Origin of the sequence: Coxiella endosymbiont of Dermacentor marginatus, assembly GCF_907164955.1 — a bacterium.
Lineage (GTDB): Bacteria > Pseudomonadota > Gammaproteobacteria > Coxiellales > Coxiellaceae > Coxiella.
In genome coordinates, this window is the sequence record NZ_OU015521.1 from 83,591 (window position 1) to 103,691 (window position 20,101).

Consider the following 20,101-nt stretch of genomic DNA (forward strand, 5'->3'; position numbering starts at 1 on the left):
TCGTCCCTCACACATATAGACTTCCAAAAAGAGAGCACTAGGTGTGAGGAAAATTTTCATATTCCCAACACCAATCTGGTCGGATCCTCCAGTAATTCTTTAATAGTTACTAAAAATAATACCGCTTCACGACCATCGATGACGCGATGATCGTAAGATAAAGCCACTAACATTATTGGCCGAATTATGATCTGGCCATCTTCTACAACAGGCCTGTCTTCAATTTTATGCATCCCCAAAATAGCAGTTTGAGGAGGATTAATGATTGGCGTGGATAATAGAGATCCATAAGTTCCTCCATTAGTAATTGTAAACGTTCCACCTGTTAATTCATCAATACCCAAACGTCCTTCTTGAACCCGAGAGGCATATTCCCTGATTTGCTTCTCAATATCGGCCATACTCATATTTTCTGCATTTCTGAGGATAGGGACTATCAAGCCACGTTCCGTACCTACTGCAATTCCAATGTCGTAGTAATTGTGATAAATAATTTCGCTCCTATCAATTGAAGCATTTACCATTGGAAATCTTTTTAACGCTTCAACTGAAACTTTTGTAAAAAACGACATAAACCCTAAACGAACTTTATGTTTTTTCTCAAATGCATCACGGTATTTTTTTCGTAAGTCCATTACTGGTTTCATATTAATTTCATTAAAGGTAGATAACAACGCGGATTCTTGCTGTACTTGGACTAAACGTTCCGCGATACGTTTCCGAATACGAGAAAGAGGTACGCGTTTTTCTGTTCGTTCCCTCTTTTCAATTTCTTTTTCGGCTTCTTTTGAATCAGACTTTTCTTTTTGACTTTTTAAATAATCTTCAACGTCTTCTTTCATAATTCGCCCTTTTTTTCCACTTCCTTCAATTTTACTAACGTCAAGACCTTGTTCAGAGATCAATCGACGTATGGCAGGACTAAGATCACCTTTATTTTCTCCGGATTTTTTATGGGTTCTTTTCTCTTCTTCATTTTTCTCTACTCTATCTTTTTCTTCTTTTTCTTTATTCTTAACTAAATATCCCCCTCTTTCTTCTTCCAAAATTGCCAGAATTTCTTTTTCCTTAACGATCATTCCCTCTTTAACTTTTATCTTTTTAATAATGCCATCTTTTGGTGCTGGAATTTCTAACATTACTTTATCAGTTTCTAAGTCGATTAAGTTCTCATCCCGAAAAATAAAGTCACCCTCTTTTTTATACCATTTTACCACTGTAGCATCGGTAACAGATTCCGGGAGCGTAGGAACTTTAATTTCAATTATAGTCATGTTAAATTTCCTCTTTGAGTCCTAGAGCCTTATTAATCAATTTCTTTTGTGATTTTAAATAAAGTGCCAGATAACCAGTAGCTGCTGCAGCAGAAGCAGGCCGTCCTGCATAATCTAATATTTGATTATCTTGCAAACATTTTGCGAGTCGATGGCGAGTGTAGAACCAAGCACCTTGATTCTTAGGTTCTTCCTGACACCAAATTACTTTCTCTGCTTCAGAATATTTTTTGAGTTCCGCTTTTAATTCATCATAAGGAAATGGATATAATTGTTCAATGCGAACTAAAGCGATATCATTTAATTTATTCTTATTCTCACGCCGCTTAATTAGTAACTCGTAATAAACTTTTCCGCTGCAAAGTACAACTCGTTTTACTTTTCTTGGATTCTGCTTATCAATTTCGGGAATGATCAATTTCAATTGACCATGAGTTAAATCTTCTAACAAGGAAACTGCCAATTTATGACGCAATAAACTCTTTGGCGTCATAACAATTAAAGGTTTGTGATAGGGGCATAATACTTGATGTCGTAATAAATGGAAAATTTGTGCCGGTGTTGTAGGAACGCATACTTGCATATTATTCTGAGCGCACAGTTGCAAGTAACGCTCTAACCGGGCTGAAGAATGTTCAGGACCTTTACCTTCGTAGCCGTGTGGTAAAAACATCACTAAACCCGAGAGGCGATTCCATTTTTGCCATCCTGAACTTATAAATTGATCAATAATCACTTGAGCCACGTTGGAAAAATCACCAAATTGTGCTTCCCAAATAATTAATGACTGCAAATCCGCAGTTGAATAACCATATTCAAATCCTAACGAACCAGTTTCACACAGCAAAGAATCGTAAATATAAGCTTTTGCTTGTTGAGCCTTTAAATGTTTTAAAGGCTCATATTTTTTTCCGGTATCCTGATCAAATACGGCAGCGTGACGGTGGAAAAAAGTACCCCGTCGGGAATCTTGTCCTACCAATCTCACCGAATGCCCTTCTTCTAATAAAGAGGCGTAGGCGATCATTTCTCCAAAACCCCAATCTATGGGAACTTTACCTCTGACCATTTCAAGTCTTGATTTATAAATAGCAGCCACTTTTCGATGCAGTTTAAGTGTATCTGGCAATGTGGTGAGCTTTTTTCCGATTGCTTTTAATTTTTTCAATGAAATGGCCGTATCCATCATGATAGTCCATTCTTGACCAAGGCAAGGAGTCGGATTAGCCGCACAATAATGCACCGACAAACTATCAGGAAGAGTCTCTACCACTTGTCGTCCTTCGTCAAGACAAGTGCGATATTTTTCCGTCCACTCGTCTATTTCTTCGGAAGTGCAAATCTTTTGGTTAATAAGTCTTTTTGCGTAAATTGCTCGAGTGGTAGTGTGTTCTTGAATAATCTTGTACATTACAGGCTGAGTAGGTACTGGATCGTCTACCTCTTGATGACCATGTCGACGATAACAGACAAGATCAATAAAGACATCTTTATGGAATTTCATTCGATAATCTAATACTAATTGGGTAACTGCAATCACAGCTTCAGGATCATCGCCATTAACATGAAATACAGGTGCATCCAACATTTTAGCTATGTCCGTACAATACAGGGAGGATCGTGCATCCTTGGGATTACTAGTAGTAAAACCCAATTGATTATTCAAAACGATATGAATAGAACCCCCTATATAATAAGCTCGCGTTTGCGACATGTTAAGCACTTCCATGACAATACCTTCACCTGCAAATGAAGCGTCTCCATGAATCATGACGGCCATCGCGTAATCTGGATTTTGTCCATTTTGTTTTTCTTGTTGTGCACGCACATATCCCATAACAACAGGACATATAAATTCTAAATGTGAAGGATTAAAAGCTAATGACAAACGCATCGGGCCTTCATCTGTTTTTATATCTTGAGAATAACCAAGGTGATATTTTACGTCTCCTGATATCAAACCATAATCCTTTTTGCCTTCAAATTCCTGAAATAATTCGGAAGCCGATTGACCCATAATATTTAATAACACATTAACCCGACCACGATGTGCCATGCAAATTACTACTTCATTTAACTTTTTTCCACATGCCCGTTTAACCAGTTCATTTAATAAGGGAATTAAACTTTCACTGCCTTCTAAAGAATAGCGAACTTGACCTACATATTTTGTATCGAGATATTTTTCAAGGGTTTCTGCTGCCACCAATTGCTGTAAAATATTTCTTTTATTAAAATCAATGCGATTTAGCTGATGTTCTACATAGTGCTGCAACCAACTCCGCTCTTGCTCATTAGAACATGTATTGAATTGCACACCAATAGAACCGCAATAAATTTCACGTAAACGGTTATATATTTCCTCTAGAGTCACATGAGAGCTATCTAAAAAACCATTAGTAGTAAATTTTTCTTTAAAATCAGTTTTTGTTAAGCCATAATGATTCAATTCTAAGCGAGGATCTATCGGACGATCGTCCCTCTCAAGTGGGTTAATCTTCGCGTTAAGATGACCAAATTGTCGGTAAGCCTCGATCAATAAATCAACAGCTGTTTGATTAGAAGTAGGTTTTACACTCGGAATAGTATAGGCTTTTTGACTTGATAACTCAAAAAATTCTTTTTGGATACTAGAATGTGAAATGTCTAATACAGCAGTATTATTCGATAAGGATCGAAAATAATGACGCCATTCTTTATTAACATTGTTGGGGTCTCTAAGAAAATTTTCATAAAGCATTTCAATGTAACCAGCGTTATTATTAGCTAAATAGGAGCTTTTTTGAAATTGCTCCATTAAGGTTTTTTTTTGCATAATCTTTTATTTTCTTCTATACAAGTTGTTCAACTTTTAAGGCAATAAACTCACTTACTACTTTCTACTTTCTATTTCACACAGCATCTCCGTACGAATTTTTCGAATTGCTTTTGCTGGATTAAGATTTTTTGGGCATACAGTTGCACAATTCATAATGGTCCGACAACGAAAAACACTGTAAGGGTCTCTCATTGAATCTAAGCGTTCTCTTTTCCTAGTATCTCGGCTATCAGCAATAAATCGATAAGACCACAGCAACCCAGATGGACCAATAAATTTATCAGGGTTCCACCAATAAGAAGGACAAGAAGACGAACAGCAAGCACACAAAATACATTCGTAGAGCCCATCTAATTTTGCGCGATCGACAGGGGATTGTAATTGCTCTTTTTTCTGGGTCTCGTGATTATTGAGAAGATAGGGTTTTATCCTTTTATACTGAGCATAAAATTGCTCCATGTCAACAATTAAATCACGAATAATAGGAAAACCTGGCAGAGGCCGAATTACTACTTGATCTGGTAAAGTTTTTAATTGCGTCACACAAGCCAAACCATTTTTACCATTAATATTCATTCCATCCGACCCACAAACTCCTTCACCACACGAACGACGTAAGCCGATATCTGGGTGTTTTTCCCTGATTGCTTCCAAAGCATTAAGTAACATTTTCCCTGGTATCACAGAAACATCTAATTGATAGTTCTGAATATAAGGTTTTTTATGTGTTTCGGGGTTAAAACGCTTTATCAAAAATGTCATTATTCGAGACTTCTTGTTCATATTTTATTCATACCCTATGATTTCTCGCTTTAGGTGGAAATGGTTCTATTCCCTTGGGTTTCATATTAACGGGACGATAAGCAATACGCCCATCTCGAAAATAAACCGTGTGTTTTAACCAATTAACATCATCACGCTTACTATAATCATAGCGATAATGAGCGCCTCGGCTTTCTTTACGCTGATTAGCACAAACAGCCGTTGCGCAAGACACTTCGATTAAATTATCAAGTTCTAGTGCCTCCACCCGTGCATTATTAAATATCCGACTGGTATCCATCAATTTTGCTCGCCGTAATTGCTCTTGTAATTTTTTTAAACGTTTTAATCCTCGATCCATTTGTTTCTCATTTCGAAAAACACCAAAATCTTCTGACATAGCTTTCGTCATTTTTTGACGAATTATCACTGGATTTTCTGTATTTTCCGACTTTTCCCAACGTTTGAGACGAGCTAGAATAGCATCAACATCATCGGTATTTTCAGTACGATGCTTTAATTTCGTCTTCAACACTTCTTTCAGATATAAACCAATTGATCGACCAAAAACAACTAAATCTAATAGAGAATTCGTTCCTAGCCGATTAGCCCCATGAACAGATACGCAAGCGCACTCACCGGCAGCAAACATACCTTCAACTACTTGATCGTTACCATTTTCATCCATGGTTAAGGCTTGTCCATGAATGGTTGTAGGAATACCGCCCATCATGTAATGACAGGTGGGTAAAACAGGTATTGGTTCTTTAGTTATGTTAACATTAGCAAATTTTTCAGAGAGCTCAATAATACCTGGCAAACGCTCTCGCAATACTTGCTCCTTTATGTGATTCAGTTTTAATAAAACGTAATCCTTCTTTGGACCTACCCCATTTCCTATCATGATCTCTTGTAAAATAGAACGCGAAACAACATCTCGACAATCGAGATCTTTTAAATGCGGTGAATAACGTTCCATAAAACGCTCACCATTTTTATTAATAAGGTATCCGCCTTCACCACGAGCACCTTCAGTAATCAAACACCCGATTCCGTAAATCCCTGTGGGATGAAATTGCCAAAATTCCATATCCTGTACGGGCAATCCAGCTCGAAGTGCCATGCCAATACCATCCCCAGTGTTTGTATACGCGTTACTGGTAGTTTCATAAATACGACCCGCACCACCAGTCGCAAAAATTGTTGCTCGAGATTTAAAAAAAAATAAATCACTCGTTGCCATGTTTAGGGCAATCAGACCTACAATCCCGCCTTTGATTCCCCGAACTAAGTCGATTCCATACCACTCGCTATAAAAGTGAGTTCCGGCTTCGATATTTTTTTGATAGAGCGTATGTAACATCGCATGACCTGTTCGGTCAGCACAAGCGCAAGTACGAAGCGCCATTTCTTTTCCAAAATCGCAGGTATGCCCACCAAAAGCACGTTGATAGATACGACCATCACCTAAGCGCGAAAAAGGTAAGCCATAATGTTCTAATTCATAAACTGAAGTGGGCGCTTGTTCACACATGTACTGAATGGCATTCTGATCACCTAAATAATCTGAGCCTTTCACGGTGTCGTACATGTGCCATATTGGTTTATCAGGAACTACGTTACCCAAAGCTGCTGCAATGCCTCCTTGAGCAGAAACGGTGTGAGATCGAGTAGGAAACACTTTTGAAACAACAGCTACTTTATATTCTTGTGACTGTGCCATTTCCAAAGCAGCACGTAATCCAGCGCCTCCAGCACCTACAATTAAGGTGTCGTATTCTTTAACTTGAATAGAATTCATATTTACCTCAATGCACTATCCATAAAAATTTAATGGCCCATATAAAATAAGTAGTCAATAGCAAGCAAATAATTGTCTCTAATATTAATCGAATTGGTTTATTTTTTATATAATCGGTAAAAATTATCCAGATGCCAATCCATGCATGCCATAGCACACTAAAAATCACCAGTAAGGTAAAAATTTTCATGGTTAAATGTGTAAATAAGATATGCCATTGCATATAAGAAATAGGATGATGTACAAGCAGAAAAATAATGAGAAAAAAAGTATAAATACCAATTAACAAAGCAGTAATGCGTTGCACAAACCAGTCATTGTAACCACGCCAGCTTGTCCGATCTACCATATCCATACTCCCGCTAATACAATGGTGATAAATGAAACTGCGAAAACCGTATAGGCTGTGATACGGCTCTCATGGATTGATTCCCAAAGACCAAGATCCATTGCTAAGTGGCGTATACCAGAAAATAAGTGGAATAAAGTCGCGGAGAGTGTGATCCACAAAACAACTTTTAACCAGTAATTACGGGTAAGTAATTGTTGAAAATCACAGAATGAGACTTCCGATAGTGTTGTTTGATGTAGAAGATAAAACATTAAAGGCATAAATAAGAAGAGAATAAAACCAGAAATTCGATGGCAAATCGATACAATGGCCATCGGTGGAAAATGAAGTTTAGTCAGATCAAGATTGGCTGGCCGTTCGGCATGCATCCCATCACCCCATTTAGAAACTACTTTTAATTAAATGGTCATTCTACAGTACTTTGTCTATTCACGCACGGTGGATGAATTATAACGATAATATTGAAAGAACACAAACCGAAATTTATTATAAGTAAGGAAAGTAAGAAAGAAGTAACTTTTTTAAGTATCAATTCAAAAAAATTTTTCTTACAATTGGTAATCGATCAATCTTTGGAAATCAGACTGAGGATTATATATTAATCATTGTCCAGTATGAGGAGTATCCATGAGTACATCTAAGGTAAAACTCTCTTTTGGTAATAAATCCGTTGAATTTCCCGTGCAATCCCCTATCTTAGGTAAAGATGCTATAAATATAAAAAATCTGGGTGCATCTGGTGTTTATACTTTAGATGTAGGTTTTTATTCAACTGCTACCTGTGAATCAAAAATTACTTTTATTGATGGTGAAAAAGGTATTTTATTGTATCGAGGTTACCCAATCGATCAATTAGCAGAATCGTGTGATTATATGGAAGTTTGTCATTTACTTTTGTATGGAAAATTACCTAATAAAAATCAAAAAGAAAAATTTGTTTGCTTTTTTAAAGAACATATTAATGTTTGTGAACAAGTAATGCGTTTCTTCGATGGCTTCCAACACAATGCTCACCCAATGGCTATGGTACTTTCTACGGTTGGGGCATTATCGGCATTTTATCATAACGTTCTCGATATTAAAAATCCCAAACATCGAGAATTGTCCGCTATTCATCTGATAGCAAAAATGCCTGCTCTTTCTGCAATGAGCTATAAATATTCAATAAGTCAACCAGTTATATATCCGCGGCAGGATATATCCTACGCTGAAAATTTTCTTCATATGATGTTTGGGACATCTCATGAAAAAAATTTACCAGATCCTGTTTTAATTCGCGCCATGGATCAAATTTTTATATTGCACGCCGATCATGAACAAAATGCTTCCACTACTACGGTCCGTGTAGCAGGTTCTACTGGTGCTAATCCTTTTGCATGTATTTCAGCAGGAATTAGTGCTTTGTGGGGACCGGCACATGGAGGGGCTAATGAAGCTTGTCTTAATATGCTCCAAGAGATAGGCCATGAGAAAAATATCAATAAGTACATCAAAAAAGCAAAAGACAAAGACGATCCTTTCCGTTTGATGGGTTTTGGCCATCGTGTTTATAAAAATTATGATCCGCGAGCAAAAGTAATGCAGCAGACTTGTCATAGAGTGTTGAATGTGGCAGGCAAACAAAACGAGACACTATTTAAATTAGCAAGAAAACTCGAAAAAATTGCGTTAGAGGATGACTATTTTGTTCAAAAGAAACTTTATCCCAACGTGGACTTTTATTCAGGTCTCACGTTAAATGCTATTGGCATTCCTTCCAACATGTTTACAGTAATTTTTGCTTTATCGAGAACTGTTGGCTGGATTTCTCACTGGATAGAAATGATGAGTTCAAATCACCCTCTTGCTCGCCCTCGTCAATTGTATATGGGTGAAAAAGAGCGGCATGTAATTCCCTTAAATCAACGGAAATAATTAATCAATATACATCTTAATAAAATACATCTTAAATAAATTTTTTTAGTGACTTACAGTTACTATCACGACCGCCTAGAGATAAAATTTTAGAGCAAATGGTGTAATGATCGAATATTACTTCCATAAAAAGGATCAAACCGTTCCATATACTATTGAAAAAGAGCCAAAAAATAAAAAATAGTGAAAAAGAAAATAGGTTTTTCAGTAGACTCCAGACTCCCTCATAAACTCATCAATTTAATAATAACCTTTTTCAAGGATTATTGTTTTAAGGATTACTTCAAATATTACTTTATCATTAGCAAATATTTAAAGACGTTGACAATAATATTTAAAGTTATCCATGCGTATAAAGCAGCCATGGTATCATCAATCATAACACCAAAACCGCCTTTAATATTTCTTTCAAGCCACCTAATAGGACAGGGTTTCCAAATATCGAATGTGCGGAATAAAATAAAACCCATTAAAATGAAATACCAAATTTTGGGGATAGCAATCATAACAAATAAAAATCCAACTACTTCATCCCAGACAGCCGCTGGATGGTCAAAAGCTCCAAAATGACGATTCGTAATATCACAAATAATCACTCCAAAAATAAAAAGAATAAATATTATAATGCTATAGGTAAGTAAAGAAAATTGACTTAAAAAAAAATAAAAAACTACGCCCAACATTGTGCCAAACGTGCCTGGAATCCAGGGCATCGCACCTACCCCAAATCCACAAGAAACGAATTCCACAGGATTTGTCCATATACTGCGAGGAGTATTATTTTTTTCCTCGAAAATGTTCATAACCTTTTTTAATTATCTTGAGTTGTTGGTTTTGATCATCCATTACTAAAACAACTGTTTCTTCTATAATTTCACCAATGCACTGACATTCACAATTTAAGCTCTTAAAAAGTCTTTTTAATTTAGAAGTCTTTTTATTTGGTACTGTAAAACAAAGTTCATAGTCATCTCCTGATGCCAGAGCATAATTCCATGCTTTTTTTAACCCACAATATTGTTTTAAGTTTTCAGATAAAGGAAGCCGATCTGCATAAATTCTAGCGCCCACTTTGCTAGCGAAGGTAATTTTTTCTAGATCTGATATCAATCCATCTGAAATATCAATTGCTGCACTCGCAATGCCTCGTAAAACCAATCCTACTTTAATGCGGGGCGATGGGCAATGTAATCGTTTTAATAAAAAGAGATCAATTTTTTTGTATTTTTTATTTAATAAATCTAATGCCAGACTAGCATCTCCTATCGTTCCTGTCACATAAATTAAATCGCCTACTTTTGCTCCACTTCGATAAATAGCTTTTCCCCTCGGAACTATTCCATTAACCACTACGGATATGCAAAGCGGACCTGCTGTTATATCTCCTCCTATCAAAGAAACTCTGTATTGTTCTGCTAAAGAAAAAAATCCTTCTGAAAAATCCTCAAGCCATTTTTTATTAATCTTTTCCAAGGTCAACGCTAACAACGCGGTATCAGGTTTTGCTCCCATTGCTGCTAAATCACTGAGATTAACTGCTAATGCCTTATAACCTAAATCGCGTGGTGAAGTACCAGCTGAAAAATGAACATCTTTCACAAGAGTATCTATTGAAGTCACTATTTGTTGATCAGCTGGTATTTCTATTACAGCCGCATCATCTCCAACGCCTGATATAACATGTCTTTCTTTAATTTTTCGTCGAAAATAGGTTTCAATAATTGAAAATTCGGATAGAGTCATTTCCTGATGATATCATTCTATCTATTTTTAAGAAATCTTATAGCTAGTTGAATTCTTTTCTGCGTATTAAAAATTAAAAAAACTTAATCATGTTTTTACCAACACTAATATAAGTAAATTATCTTATAGTTTAGTTATTAAAAGAAACTACTTAAGTTGTAATAACGAAGAAGTAATATTTTGCTCTATCCTAATTAAAGATGCTCGTCTAGATTAATACTAACTCCTCGCTTTATTATTTCCCAAAATTCATAAAATGGTTTCGTTGTGCACTTTGTATTCGACTATAGAAAGTGCTGTATTATGAGCTTACTGTCACTAAAAGCTCTACTCATTTTTTTTTCAGTTAAAGAGTACGAAACAATTTCCTTTGCTTTTTAGGTATAATAAGCAATTCAGATTTAACAGATCTTTTTCTGTCATTCCAATTATTTATGTTCCCGCTCAAGATACTACTTTTTCAATCACACTGGCGTACAGAAAGCAGTTTTGAATGCTTCGATTTTTGAATGTCAGTACTATTTATTATTCTAGTTATCCTAATTTCCGTCTTGAGTAAAGCATCGTTTTTAAAGTCCAAGCTATTCAAAAAACATATATTCTAATCTTGAGTAGAGCACAGTAATTAGTTGACACTCTGCTCCATAAACAAAACAGATAAAACTTGAAAGCTTTGTCTATGTTATAATCTTCAGATTAATAAGGATTCACACACCAGGAATCCACTAATAATGATTAAATAATGATTATCACCTTTTATTTCGATTTCGCTTTCGGAATTTTTTTGGACCATGCGGTCCGCGACCTCTTGGCATTTTATACCTATTTTCTTATTTGATTGCTTAATACATCCAAAACCGCATTTACATATTTATAGCCTTCCTGAGCACCAAATTCTTTCACTAATTCTAATGCTTCGTCAATCACTACCTTATAGGGCACATCTTTCCGGTAAAGCAATTCGTATGTTGATAAACGTAATACTACGAGTTCCACGGGGTTTAAAACGCTAATATTGCGATCTAAATGCGTGGCTATCAATTCATCAATAATAGCAACATGCTGGATCGTTCCCGTTACCAAATCTTTAAAATAAAGAAGATCTGAATCTAAAATATCATTTTCTTCCAAAAATTGGTTAATTAAAGTACCCTCTTGCGTTTGTCCAAAAACCCATTGATAGAGGGCTTGCAGGGCATAGCGCCGTGCTTTATGACGTTTATTATTTTTCATTAGATTTTTTTTGCTGTCTTCTCAAACGACGAATTTCATCCCGAAATGCATTAATGTCTTGAAAACTGTGATAGACTGAAACGAATCGCACATAAGCAACTTCATCTAAAGCCCGTAGTTCCTCTATCACTAATTCACCTACCCACTGCGAACTTACTTCACATTCTCCGCTTGCTCGCAATTTATGCATAATACGTTGAACAGCAGATTCAATTTGCTCCACACTAATAGGCCTTTTTTCTAAAGCTTTCAATAAGCTTGCACGTAGCTTTTCCTTATCAAATGTACTCCGCCGACCATCCTGTTTAATAATCCGCGGTAAGTTTAGTTCAGCCATTTCAAAAGTAGTAAAGCGTTCTTGACATTTTAAACATTCCCGCCTACGACGCACTTGAGCACCCTCTTCCACCAATCGAGAATCAATCACCTTAGTGTCTTCAGCATTACAAAAGGGGCAGTACATTAGCGCAATACCGTTTCTCGACTATAGACTGGAAATTTCTGAGTTAATTCTCTTACTTTCTCTTTGATATCCACAATTACATTCCCATTGGCCGGATTATCTAAAATATCGCAAATCCAATGAGCAAGTTGAGAAACTTCTTTTTCTTTAAAACCTCGTGTAGTAACAGCTGGTGTTCCAATTCGAAGGCCGCTGGTTACAAACGATGAACGAATTTCTCCAGGTATTGTGTTTTTATTAACGGTGATATTGGCTTGACCAATTATCAGCTCCGCATCCTTACCTGATATATCTTTATCCAATAAGCTCACTAAAAACATATGGTTTTGAGTGCCGCCTGAGACAACAACGTAATTACGTTCTATCATCACGGTAGCCATAGCCTGAGCATTTTTTAAAATTTGCTGCGCATAAGTTTTAAATTCCGGTTGCATAGCTTCTTTAAACGCTACAGCCTTTGCAGCGATCACATGCATTAAAGGTCCGCCTTGTAATCCAGGAAAAACTGCTGAATTTAAACGTTTTTCTAATTTAGGATTTGATTTAGCTAAAATTAACCCGGAACGGGGTCCCCGAAGTGTTTTATGAGTAGTGGCAGTCGTCACATCTGCAATATTAACGGGAGAAGGATAAACTTCAGCTGCTACTAAACCTGCTACGTGTGCAATATCAGTCATAAAATAGGCACTAACATTATCAGCGATTGCACGGAAGCGTTTCCAATCTACTATCCCAGAAAAAGCCGAAAATCCTGCCAAAATAACTTTAGGTTTATGTACCTTTGCCAATCGGGCTATTTGATCATAATCAATATCACCTTCTACATTTAGTCCATAGTGAACGGCTTTATAAAATTTGCCTGAAAAACTTACTGAAGCCCCATGAGTTAAGTGTCCTCCATGAGATAAATCCATAGCCAACAATGTATCTCCCGAATTCATCAGCGCCATGTATGCTTCTGCATTAGCTTGAGAACCGGAATGAGGTTGAACATTAGCGTAATCAGCTTTAAACAGAACCTTTGCTCGATCAATAGCCAACTGTTCAGCGACATCAACGAACTCACAACCGCCATAATAACGTTTATTAGGGTAGCCTTCTGCATATTTATTTGTTAGCACGGACTTTTGGAGCCCTAATACCAAAGGGCTTACATAATTTTCTGAAGCAATTAATTCAATATGCTCTTCTTGTCGTTTTTCTTCTCCCCGGACTACTTCAGCAAGCTCAGGATCAAAAGCTTCTATTGTGAGATTAGGATCATACATTCAAACGCTCCTTAATTGGCTATAGCGCATTTTACCTGAGCCTAAGAGACAATAGTAGCCCGAATATTTTCCTCTGGGATTCTAGGAAAAGTGGAATTATATCATTTAATATGGCTCCAATCATTGTTTAATATACGATTACGAAGTAATCAAAAGTGAATTCTAAATTTTTCCAAAACAATCCGTAACTTACTTACGCAATAATTTCCATCCCTTCGGATAGAGGAACTTTAAGAGCGTTTATGAACGATGATTCATTTAAGGCTATATTTATCAGCTTTTTTAATATGATTTTATACACTTTGAACGGGACAAATTTCTTCAGATAATCCAATCTCCTCAAGTATAATTAAAAAGGTATCTAATAACATAGATAAACGATTCCACTCTGCACCCACACTTATTTCTCCGTCTAGAATTTTCTAAATAACTTTCTTTTGTTAAACTGTCTATCAACAAAGAATGACGACTATGATGATGATTACACTTCCAGAAATTGGCTTTTATACCTTAATCATTAAGATAGTGAAAAAAGAGATTATGCAGTTGTTTTAATCCCAAATAGGTCAACACACCAATCATTCATAAGCCCAACCGATTTTGATAAACGAACAACACGGAAATGACTACCATCCTTCTCTTAAATAATAAATAAAGTCCGCCCTACTATTGTATTTTAGCACTCGTGGCACCGCGATGGCACCTTCCTCATTAATATGACACACAATTTACAAAGCAATTCCCTTTTTTATGAATTATACAAGCTAATGAGCATCTCTCATACTTAGACTAACTCAACCAAAGGGATCAGAGGGTACACTCTTAGTATAAACCGTTTGAATATAATAACTACCACCTGAGGAGAATATACCTCATTAATTAAAAATAAAATTTATCTAACCTAAGTTTCTGTTAATAAAGTCAATATATTCTGAGATATTTATAATCACTATGTATACAGAGTAATTTATTGCAACATCTCTTTACTAATAACGTATAAAATTGAATAATTTTTATCGATTGACACAAAATTTGCAGTAATAAAACAAAATTATCAAAACTTAGATCACTGATTAATACGACAGAATCGAAAACTGACGACCCGCCCAGAAAACGATTTAATTCATTGACTGTAACCAACATAGATTAAAATAGTTACATTGCTTAGCAAAGTAGGAATTAAATAAATTCCAAAAAATTCGAACATCTAAAAATAGGATGGTTTTTACAGCTACTTTATCAAAAAAGTATTTTATTCTCTACAATCTCAAAATTGGTTTTAGCGTTTGAGCTTGTAGCTTCCCGTACGTGCTTCAATTATTACGAATCTTATCTGCCGTTCTCGCGATAGGTATTCAACAAGTTCGGTGAGAAAAGTGTTGTTTAATTCGATAGATGATATCTCCAATATACTTGAGCGGGTTGAGTTTCATTATTACTCGCTATTATAAAATCAACTCTTTTCATACCATTAACTTCTACTTCGCACAGTACTGAAATTACATAAGTTTTTCGATCTTCAAATTGAAGGGACGTATCTTCAGCAACTGCTCCACAAAAAAGTCTATAATCTTATATATAATTCGTACTATATATTCATAAATTGAATATATATTTAATCACATAACGTAAAATAAGGAGCATGCATAAATCCTATTTTATCTAAGCTTTATTCTAGAAGTTCTAGAACATTAATTCCAACCATCCCATTCAAATTGAAACCACACTAGAAAGTGATTATATCAATATCACATGATTGGTATATTTTTAAAAATAACTAGTTAATAGATTTAGGATCCTTTACCCTACTTAATAACGTCGCCATAGCACGTTAAATAATTTCATCAGTTAGATATTCTTATTGCCTCAAGTTAGATCAAACCTCTCAATCACAAATTGCTAGCATTGTGATATGGGTTTTAAATAAATTTCGCTTCTTCAGGTTTATTATTGTTTCATCAACATAACACTACCATAATGAATAAATTGAGGAATACTTCATCACATTATACTTTGTACCTAGATTGCTTTCCTCGTACTACGATTTCAGTCTTATTTTTTTACTTGATTATCATCTTGAATGGCTTGCTTAATAAGTAGCAGAATTTTATCTGTTTTTTCAATAGATTCATCATGAGCAAACTGTAATTTAGGAATATAACGTAATACAGTGACTTCGGTTAATAAATGCTGCAAGTAACCCGTAGCTTTATCAAGAACTTTTTGAACCTCTCGGGGATTTTGATCTTTGAGCAATGTGTAAAAAATTTTGGCTTGCTTTAAATCATGGGAGACAGAAGCAGCCGTTAAAGAAATTGAGGTTAACCGGGGATCATAAACTTCTTTTTTAAGAAGTTTAGCTAGTTGTTGATGAATAAGATCAGCTACTTTCTGCTGGCGTTGATTAGGTAATCTTTCGTTCAACTTGAACTTTTTCATAAACTTCAATTTGATCACCTATTTTTATGTCATTATAATTTTTTACGCCAATTCCACATTCCATACTTTGACGAACTTCAGTCACGTCTTCTTTATAATGACGCAAAGATTCTAATTGCCCTGCGTAAATAACCACATTATCACGTAATACACGAATGGGTAAATGGCGACGTACTGCTCCCTCTAAAACCATACATCCAGCAATGGCACCCAGTTTAGAAGAACGAAAAACTTCACGCACTTGGGCAAGGCCAATAATCTTTTCCTCAAATTTCGGAGTTAATAATCCACTGAGGGCTTTTTTCACTTCATCAATTAAATTGTAAATTACGCTGTAATAACGTAAATCAACGCTTTCTCGTTCTACTAATGTTCGTGCTGGTACATCAGCACGAACATTAAAGCCAATAATAACCGCATCCGATACAATAGCTAAGCGCACATCCGATTCAGTAATTGCACCTACTCCGCTAGCAATAATACTTACTTTGACCTCATCGGTTGATAGTTTATTGAGAGCTTCCGTTAAAGCTTCTAATGAACCTTGCACATCAGCTTTTAACATGATATTTAAAGCGCTTTGTTCATTTTCACTCATGCGATCAAAAACACGTTCTAAATGAGTTGTTTGTTTCTTCGATAAGCGAATGTCGCGGTATTTCCCCTGACGAAAACGCGCAATTTCACGTGCCTTGCGTTCATCTTGAACTACTATTGCTTCCTCACCCGCTATAGGAGTACTCGAAAGTCCTAATACTTCAACAGGCATTGAGGGGCCTGCTTGACAGCAAAGTTTACCATGGTCATCAATCATAGCGCGGATTCGACCATATTCTTGACCTACTAATAATATATCACCTAAGTGCAGCCTACCACTCGTCACTAAGATAGTAGCCACAGAACCTCTCCCCTTATCTAAACGAGACTCAATCACAATTCCTCGCGCAGGCCCTTCATCTACAGCTTTCAGTTCTAACACCTCGGCTTGAAGCAAAATACCCTCCAACAAGGAATCAATACCTTCACCTGTCTTAGCTGAAATCAGCCGGAACATGGTTTCCCCACCCCATTCTTCTGGAATAACCTCTTGTTTAGATAATTCAGTTTTAATTCGATTAAGATCTACTCCTGGTTTGTCTATTTTATTAATTGCCACGACTAACGGCACATTTGCCGCACGAGCATGCTGAATTGCTTCAATCGTCTGAGGCATTACTCCATCATCAGCTGCCACTACCAATACCACTATATCCGTACACTTAGCTCCCCGAGATCGCATAGCCGTGAACGCCTCATGCCCTGGAGTATCTAAGAAGGTAATCATTCCTAATTCAGTCTCTACATGATAAGCACCGATATGTTGAGTTATTCCCCCTGTCTCAATACTTGCTGTTTTGGTTTGGCGAATATAATCTAAAAGCGATGTTTTTCCATGATCTACGTGACCCATAATTGTCACAACAGGGGCACGTGGTCTGGTTTCTCCACTTACTTCTCCTAAAGTGGCTTCCAAATCTTCCTCAACAGCATCATCTTTGATAAGCTTAGCTTTGTGTCCCATTTCTTCCACGATGATAGCTCCTGTTTCTTGATCAATTCGTTGATTAATAGTGATCATTGCGCCCATTTTTATCATAGTTTTTATAACTTCGGATGCTTTTATAGACATCTTTTGAGCAAGATCAGCCAAAGTAATTGATTCTGGGATTGTTACCTCACGAACAACTGGAGCAGTTGGTTTCTCAAAGCTATGCTCGAGCCTTGATTTGGCTTTATCTATCTCGGAAGAACCCAGTTTACGTCGACGACGTTCTTCGGCAAGTTTTGACATATGGAGTTCTTCATATCCCCATTCATCTTCTTCACTTTTACGTCGGCCTCGTGATTCTTTATGCGCAACTTTTTTAGGAGCTTCTTTACTTTCAGCCAGTTTTCTCTTAACTTCTGACTTAGTTATGAACTTAGGAATGGCTTGCGGCCCAACAGTAGTTGCAGTAGTTGCTATTTCCATTCCTTTAGCTCCTTGCGCTTCAGAGACAGGGGAAGCAGACTCTTGTGAAATTTCTTTTTCAGATATTGTAATTGGTTTTATATACGTACTCTTAGAGCGTATTTCCACACTAACGATTTTCTTTCCTAGTTTGACAATGCTAAGTTTCTTGCGCTTTAAAATAATGTTCGGATGTTTTTCATCTGATAAAGAACTGCTAATTGTTTTTAAATACAGAAGTAACTTTCTTTTCTGTTCATCAGTAACGGTTTGATTGACGTGAGTGATAGCAACTCCTGCGTTTTTTAATTGTTTTAAAAGACGCTCTGGAGTTGTCCGAACTAAGTTGGCCAATTGTTCAACGCTCATATCAGCCATATGTTAACTCTTATCTTTTCTCAAACCAATGAGCTCTTGCTGCCATAATTAATTTAGCAGCAGAGTCCTCATCAATATCAATAATCTCTTTTAAATCATCCACTGACTTTTCTGCCAAATCCTCTCTAGTTGTTATTTCACTATCTAAAAGTTGACGAGCTAAATCTTTTGTCATACCTTCGACTATTAATAAATCTTCTAGGGGATCCTTTTCATCTAATCCTTCTCGATTTGCAATTTCTTGCGTAAGTAAAACGTCACTTGCACGAAGTTGCAATTCGTTAGCAATCTCATCATCAAACCCCGCAACATTTTGCAACTCTTCTTTTGGAACATAAGCTACTTCTTCTAAGTTCGTAAAACCTTCTTGTACTAACGCCTCCGCGACCTTTTCATCAACATCTAATTTTTCCATGAAAATGGATTTAATATTAACTACTTCTTTTTCATGTTTTTGTACCATCTCAGTTTCGCTCATAACATTAAGTGTCCAACCTGTTAGTTCGCTGGCTAAACGAACATTCTGTCCACTGCGTCCAATTGCTTGAGATAATTGTTCCTCTGGAACTGCAAGATCCATCGTGTGAGAATCTTCATCTACTATGATGGATGTAACTTCCGCTGGGGCCATAGCATTAATCACTAACTGTGCGAGATTATCATCCCATAAAATAATATCAATACGCTCACCCCCCAATTCATTAGAAACTGCTTGAACACGCGACCCACGCATGCCTACACAAGCGCCAATAGGATCAATTCGTCCATCATTCGTCTTAACAGCAATTTTCGCTCGCGAACCAGGATCTCGCGCAGCGCCTTTAATTTCAATTACTTCCTCTCCAACTTCCGGTACTTCAATTTTGAATAATTCAACTAAAAATTCTGGTCGGGTACGACTTACTAATAATTGAGGTCCTCGTTTATCCTGACGAACATCCAATAAATAAACGCGTATACGATCATTAATCCGAAAAGCTTCCCTCGGAATCATTTCTTCTCGTAGCAGCAATGCTTCCGCATTCTCACCCATATCTAAAATAATACTGTCACGGGTTACTCTCTTAACTATTCCGATAACTAGCTCTCCCACCCGTTTTCTATATTGTTGAATAATTTTCGTTCGCTCAGCTTCACGTACTTTTTGAACTATCACTTGCTTAGCTTGTTGGACCGCGATACGACCAAATCTTACAGACTCAATAGGTTCTTCAATGATATCACCTATTTCTAAATCAGAATCAATCTCTCGTGCTTGATTTAAGGAAATTTGTTGACCAGGTAATTCTAATGGCTCAGCTTCTACTACCGTCCAGCAACGAAAAGTTTCATAACTACCACTTTTTTGATTAATAGATACGCGAATTTTGACATTATCTTCATCACAACGTTTTGCCGTCACAGTAGCCAAAGCTGCTTCGATGGCTTCAAAGATAACTTCTTTCGGAAGTCCACGTTCGTTAGACATTGAGTTAACTATTAGCAAAATGTCTTTATTCATTTTTCAGCCCTCAAAAATCTGCCATCAAATTCGCTCCCTCAATTTCATTCCAATTTATTTTCACCATCACATGATTGATTTCTACTGTTACCTCAACTTCGTTTCCCCATCATTCTGATGGTACCCTCCTCTCGTAAGCAAATCTAGTATTTGCATTCTCACAGC

Annotated in this window: 15 protein-coding genes; 1 reads left to right on the forward strand and 14 read right to left on the reverse strand. The window is 36.5% G+C overall.

What is annotated here, in order from left to right; translation table 11 throughout:
- Nucleotides 1-56: 56 nt before the first annotated feature.
- The 6 genes from odhB to sdhC are packed head-to-tail and all read right to left on the reverse strand — an operon-like array spanning nt 57 to nt 7,375.
- A complete protein-coding gene (gene odhB / locus ONG85_RS00355; protein ID WP_264435609.1) occupies nt 57-1,274 on the reverse strand; it encodes a 2-oxoglutarate dehydrogenase complex dihydrolipoyllysine-residue succinyltransferase in 1,218 nt (405 codons plus the stop codon).
- 1 nt (nt 1,275) lies between these two features.
- Nucleotides 1,276-4,089, reverse strand: a complete 2,814-nt coding sequence (locus ONG85_RS00360; RefSeq protein ID WP_264435610.1) for a 2-oxoglutarate dehydrogenase E1 component — start codon at nt 4,087-4,089, stop codon at nt 1,276-1,278.
- 57 nt (nt 4,090-4,146) lie between these two features.
- Nucleotides 4,147-4,875, reverse strand: a complete 729-nt coding sequence (locus ONG85_RS00365) for a succinate dehydrogenase iron-sulfur subunit (RefSeq protein ID WP_264435611.1) — start codon at nt 4,873-4,875, stop codon at nt 4,147-4,149.
- Between the two features lie 7 nt (nt 4,876-4,882).
- Entirely contained in the window at nt 4,883-6,655 is a 1,773-nt protein-coding gene (gene sdhA, locus ONG85_RS00370) for a succinate dehydrogenase flavoprotein subunit (protein WP_264435612.1), read from the reverse strand.
- Between the two features lie 7 nt (nt 6,656-6,662).
- On the reverse strand, nt 6,663-7,010 hold the full coding sequence (gene sdhD / locus ONG85_RS00375) for a succinate dehydrogenase, hydrophobic membrane anchor protein (protein ID WP_264435613.1): 348 nt from the start codon (nt 7,008-7,010) through the stop codon (nt 6,663-6,665).
- On the reverse strand, nt 6,998-7,375 hold the full coding sequence (gene sdhC, locus ONG85_RS00380; protein WP_264435614.1) for a succinate dehydrogenase, cytochrome b556 subunit: 378 nt from the start codon (nt 7,373-7,375) through the stop codon (nt 6,998-7,000). The genes sdhD and sdhC overlap by 13 nt, the downstream gene beginning before the upstream one ends.
- 259 nt (nt 7,376-7,634) lie before the next feature.
- Here sdhC and gltA point away from each other — a divergent pair, with 259 nt between their 5' ends.
- Nucleotides 7,635-8,921: a citrate synthase gene (gene gltA / locus ONG85_RS00385; RefSeq protein WP_264435615.1), complete on the forward strand. Its 1,287-nt coding sequence runs from the start codon at nt 7,635-7,637 to the stop codon at nt 8,919-8,921.
- A gap of 290 nt (nt 8,922-9,211) precedes the next feature.
- On the opposite strand, the gene ONG85_RS00390 is transcribed toward gltA, so the two are convergent.
- From ONG85_RS00390 to nusA, 8 genes are all read right to left on the reverse strand, one after another.
- Nucleotides 9,212-9,724: a phosphatidylglycerophosphatase A family protein gene (locus ONG85_RS00390; protein WP_264435616.1), complete on the reverse strand. Its 513-nt coding sequence runs from the start codon at nt 9,722-9,724 to the stop codon at nt 9,212-9,214.
- Nucleotides 9,699-10,664, reverse strand: a complete 966-nt coding sequence (thiL, locus tag ONG85_RS00395; RefSeq protein ID WP_264435617.1) for a thiamine-phosphate kinase — start codon at nt 10,662-10,664, stop codon at nt 9,699-9,701. The genes ONG85_RS00390 and thiL overlap by 26 nt, the downstream gene beginning before the upstream one ends.
- 822 nt (nt 10,665-11,486) lie before the next feature.
- Nucleotides 11,487-11,897 (reverse strand): transcription antitermination factor NusB, encoded by a 411-nt coding sequence (gene nusB, locus ONG85_RS00400; protein ID WP_264435618.1) that lies wholly within the window; start codon nt 11,895-11,897, stop codon nt 11,487-11,489.
- Nucleotides 11,887-12,360 (reverse strand): transcriptional regulator NrdR, encoded by a 474-nt coding sequence (gene nrdR, locus ONG85_RS00405; RefSeq protein ID WP_264435619.1) that lies wholly within the window; start codon nt 12,358-12,360, stop codon nt 11,887-11,889. The genes nusB and nrdR overlap by 11 nt, the downstream gene beginning before the upstream one ends.
- On the reverse strand, nt 12,360-13,628 hold the full coding sequence (gene glyA, locus ONG85_RS00410; protein WP_264435620.1) for a serine hydroxymethyltransferase: 1,269 nt from the start codon (nt 13,626-13,628) through the stop codon (nt 12,360-12,362). The genes nrdR and glyA overlap by 1 nt, the downstream gene beginning before the upstream one ends.
- Nucleotides 13,629-15,680: 2,052 nt before the next feature.
- On the reverse strand, nt 15,681-16,052 hold the full coding sequence (rbfA, locus tag ONG85_RS00415) for a 30S ribosome-binding factor RbfA (protein WP_264435621.1): 372 nt from the start codon (nt 16,050-16,052) through the stop codon (nt 15,681-15,683).
- The gene (gene infB / locus ONG85_RS00420; protein ID WP_264435622.1) at nt 16,033-18,435 is read right to left on the reverse strand and encodes a translation initiation factor IF-2; all 2,403 of its coding nucleotides are present in this window, start codon (nt 18,433-18,435) and stop codon (nt 16,033-16,035) included. The genes rbfA and infB overlap by 20 nt, the downstream gene beginning before the upstream one ends.
- A gap of 10 nt (nt 18,436-18,445) precedes the next feature.
- Nucleotides 18,446-19,936 (reverse strand): transcription termination factor NusA, encoded by a 1,491-nt coding sequence (gene nusA, locus ONG85_RS00425; RefSeq protein WP_264435623.1) that lies wholly within the window; start codon nt 19,934-19,936, stop codon nt 18,446-18,448.
- Between the last annotated feature and the right edge of the window lie 165 nt (nt 19,937-20,101).

Bases quoted from the DNA above. Each gene is read 5' to 3' on its own strand.
- nusA (WP_264435623.1), bottom strand. From the start codon at position 19,936: ATGAATAAAGACATTTTGCTAATAGTTAACTCAATGTCTAACGAACGT.
- glyA (WP_264435620.1), bottom strand. From the start codon at position 13,628: ATGTATGATCCTAATCTCACAATAGAAGCTTTTGATCCTGAGCTTGCT.
- infB (WP_264435622.1), bottom strand. From the start codon at position 18,435: ATGGCTGATATGAGCGTTGAACAATTGGCCAACTTAGTTCGGACAACT.
- ONG85_RS00365 (WP_264435611.1), bottom strand. From the start codon at position 4,875: ATGAACAAGAAGTCTCGAATAATGACATTTTTGATAAAGCGTTTTAAC.
- sdhC (WP_264435614.1), bottom strand. From the start codon at position 7,375: ATGCATGCCGAACGGCCAGCCAATCTTGATCTGACTAAACTTCATTTT.
- sdhD (WP_264435613.1), bottom strand. From the start codon at position 7,010: ATGGATATGGTAGATCGGACAAGCTGGCGTGGTTACAATGACTGGTTT.
- nrdR (WP_264435619.1), bottom strand. From the start codon at position 12,360: ATGTACTGCCCCTTTTGTAATGCTGAAGACACTAAGGTGATTGATTCT.
- odhB (WP_264435609.1), bottom strand. From the start codon at position 1,274: ATGACTATAATTGAAATTAAAGTTCCTACGCTCCCGGAATCTGTTACC.
- ONG85_RS00360 (WP_264435610.1), bottom strand. From the start codon at position 4,089: ATGCAAAAAAAAACCTTAATGGAGCAATTTCAAAAAAGCTCCTATTTA.
- nusB (WP_264435618.1), bottom strand. From the start codon at position 11,897: ATGAAAAATAATAAACGTCATAAAGCACGGCGCTATGCCCTGCAAGCC.
- thiL (WP_264435617.1), bottom strand. From the start codon at position 10,664: ATGACTCTATCCGAATTTTCAATTATTGAAACCTATTTTCGACGAAAA.
- sdhA (WP_264435612.1), bottom strand. From the start codon at position 6,655: ATGAATTCTATTCAAGTTAAAGAATACGACACCTTAATTGTAGGTGCT.
- gltA (WP_264435615.1), top strand. From the start codon at position 7,635: ATGAGTACATCTAAGGTAAAACTCTCTTTTGGTAATAAATCCGTTGAA.
- ONG85_RS00390 (WP_264435616.1), bottom strand. From the start codon at position 9,724: ATGAACATTTTCGAGGAAAAAAATAATACTCCTCGCAGTATATGGACA.